At 44.2% G+C, this 2,486-nt stretch carries 2 protein-coding genes; one reads left to right on the top strand and one right to left on the bottom strand.

The features are described from left to right. Positions 1–280 precede the first annotated feature (280 nt). Positions 281–1,216, bottom strand: a complete 936-nt coding sequence (locus K4039_RS26540) for a class I SAM-dependent methyltransferase (RefSeq protein WP_265239495.1) — start codon at positions 1,214–1,216, stop codon at positions 281–283. Positions 1,217–1,475: 259 nt separating this feature from the next. Between K4039_RS26540 and K4039_RS26535 the strand changes: the two genes are divergently transcribed. Continuing rightward, positions 1,476–2,378, top strand: coding sequence for a hypothetical protein (locus tag K4039_RS26535; RefSeq protein WP_265239494.1), 903 nt, complete (start codon positions 1,476–1,478; stop codon positions 2,376–2,378). Positions 2,379–2,486: the final 108 nt, after the last annotated feature.

Raw genomic sequence — 2,486 nt, 5'->3', positions numbered from 1 at the left:
CTCAATAAATTAGCTAGGGCAGAAATTGAAACCCAGATTAATCGCCTCCCCAATCTTCAAAAATGGTTCGTGGAAATTTTCGCTAAACCCACATAGCTGTTGGATCATTCTTTTTGTGGAGGTCTCTAAGTATTAATTCTACTACATTTGCGATCGAATCCAGTTTGGCATCGTCATTGACGCGCAAAAGTTTTTACACATCAACCTTTACTTAAATAGAGTAGGACACGGCAATGCCATGTCCTAACCCAGCATCTGTAATTCAGTCAACTGAAAACCGCTATATCGCCTCAGCAACAATAGTCCGATGTCGGAGAGTATTGCGAGTGATTGTCGGCGCTGCAAAACCAGAATCTACCAAAGCCTGCTCAATATCCAACCCAAAATACTGATCCAAATAAGGCTCCGTACTCTTGAGCAAAGTCAAAATATAAGGAGGCATTTTGGCATAAACTTCCGACTGAGGATTCATATCCATAATTGTCAAATGTCCGCCAGCGCGAAGCAAACGCCGAGCTTCCCGAAATATTTCTTTAGTAGCTTTCTGCGGCAATTCATGACAAACTAAACAAATAGAAACCAAATCAAAACGACGCGCAGTCAAACCAGTAGATTCAGCAGCAGCGTGAAGCCAAGTCGGAGATTTTTGATTGGGAAATTCAGATTTTCGTTGTTGGGAACGGTATTGAGCAACTGCCAAAAAATAAGGCGACAAATCCACCCCAGTCATCTTTGCTTCCGGGTAAACATCCCCAAGCGCAAACGTACTCATTCCCACACTGCATCCCAAATCCACAATATCTTGGGGTGCTTTGCCAATTTTAGCTTTGACAATTTCGTGATAACTGGCGCGGAGTTTCGCATCACCATCTGCACCCGCTTCGGGCCAAATTCCCGCATGAACTGCACGGGCTGCAACTTCAACTTCTGTCGCAGCTTCCCAACTCATATTACCTTTTTCGTAAGCGTGGAATGAAGTTAGATAATATTTTGGGTAAACCAGATTGGGATTTTCTACGCTGAGCAATTCTGCATCCCAATTGCGGGCCAAAAGTGCTTGCGCTTCTTGTCGCCAATGCACTCCGATTCTTTCAGCTCTTTTGATCATCATTTCCCGCGCTTGGTGCTTGGCTAGGGCGGCCAAAGGCTTGATGGAGAGTACGCCATTTACTAAACGCGAGGCTAATCCCGGAGTTTTGTTAACTGCAACAGTCATATTTTATATTTTTCTGTTTTGCGCTATCTACTATAACATATATATGTCATTTTTCGTGATTTGAGACAATGAAATTTTACAAGCTTCGTAGTGAGGACTTTAGTTCTTTTTTGGATGCTGACTCGCATTCCTCACTGCAAGCCAATCTGACTATGAGCATTAGATCTCATCTGAGATTACCGGAAAATCTGGAATCGGATTTGGGGGAGTTGGAGTATTGGGAAGAACACTATCAAATATGGTTATTTAGGAGTTTGTCGTGAGCAAATCAATTGTGGAATTGGTTGACAATTTGCCGGATTCTGGGATTACTGTGATGATGCTCAAATCCCTGGATTTTGTGGTTCCGGGGGAGTGGAATAATCTATCTGGTTTTGATCATACTATTCGATCGCTCACAGGGGAAACCGATCGCGCTTTAGTGGAAAAAATTCGCGCCAGGGCGATCGAGCTTTACGCCAACTCCAACGAGCCTTATCAAGGCGCAGTCAGGCTTTACCAGCTTGCAGACAGCGCCGACAGTGCCTTGGGTGCCACCGCTATGGCGAATAAAATCGGCGAAAAAATCGGCTTTCTCTCGTTTATGAGCCGCCTGACTCCCAAGGCTGACACCACTCAAACGATCGACTTATGCGTCAAAGTGGCGATCGAACTCATAGTCTTTTGCAAACTTAACAATATTTCCCTTGACAACGTGGGAAGCTTTGCCAATCATTTATCACAATACAAAGACGAATCTCTGATGCGGATGGCTGCATTAGTATGCGCTGACGGTTTAATTCCCCTCGGCCCGGACTTCCTTAGAGTAGCGCAAAACACCATAGGCGGTTTAAATCCTTCAACCTTGCAGCAAAACTCAACATTCCAAAACATCAGCAACCTAATTCCCGGCGCAAATAACGCCCAAAAATTCGGATTCATCACAACAACCTTCGCCTCAGCCCAAGGTTGGATGAACAATTTAGTGGTATCTCGTGGCTTAACTCCCGCCACAGTTTTAGGCAACCTCAAGCAATACGTCGATGTTACCGATGACAAATTGGATTATGTCGCCGCATTTTTGGACATGACTACCAATTATTATGAACATACCGGAATTCAGACAGTTGCTCGCCAATTGATCGATCGCGCTTACGCCGAAACATTATTCCCCCGAATGTAAGTTGCCGAGATAAATCGTAAGGATTCAGGTAAAAAATAGTTGATTGAGAGCCGAAAAATATGGTAATGTAGTCAGATGAGCGAAAAGCCAGAGTTATCAGCAGCACTA

It is taken from the genome of Lyngbya sp. CCAP 1446/10 (genome assembly GCF_026130175.1).
Taxonomy (GTDB): Bacteria; Cyanobacteriota; Cyanobacteriia; order Cyanobacteriales; family Microcoleaceae; genus Microcoleus.
The sequence above is the reverse complement of the archived record's forward strand: the minus strand, read 5'-3'. Positions and strand labels throughout refer to the sequence as shown.

Coding starts and splice junctions, on each gene's coding strand:
- K4039_RS26540 (WP_265239495.1), bottom strand. CDS start 1,216: ATGACTGTTGCAGTTAACAAAACTCCGGGATTAGCCTCGCGTTTAGTA.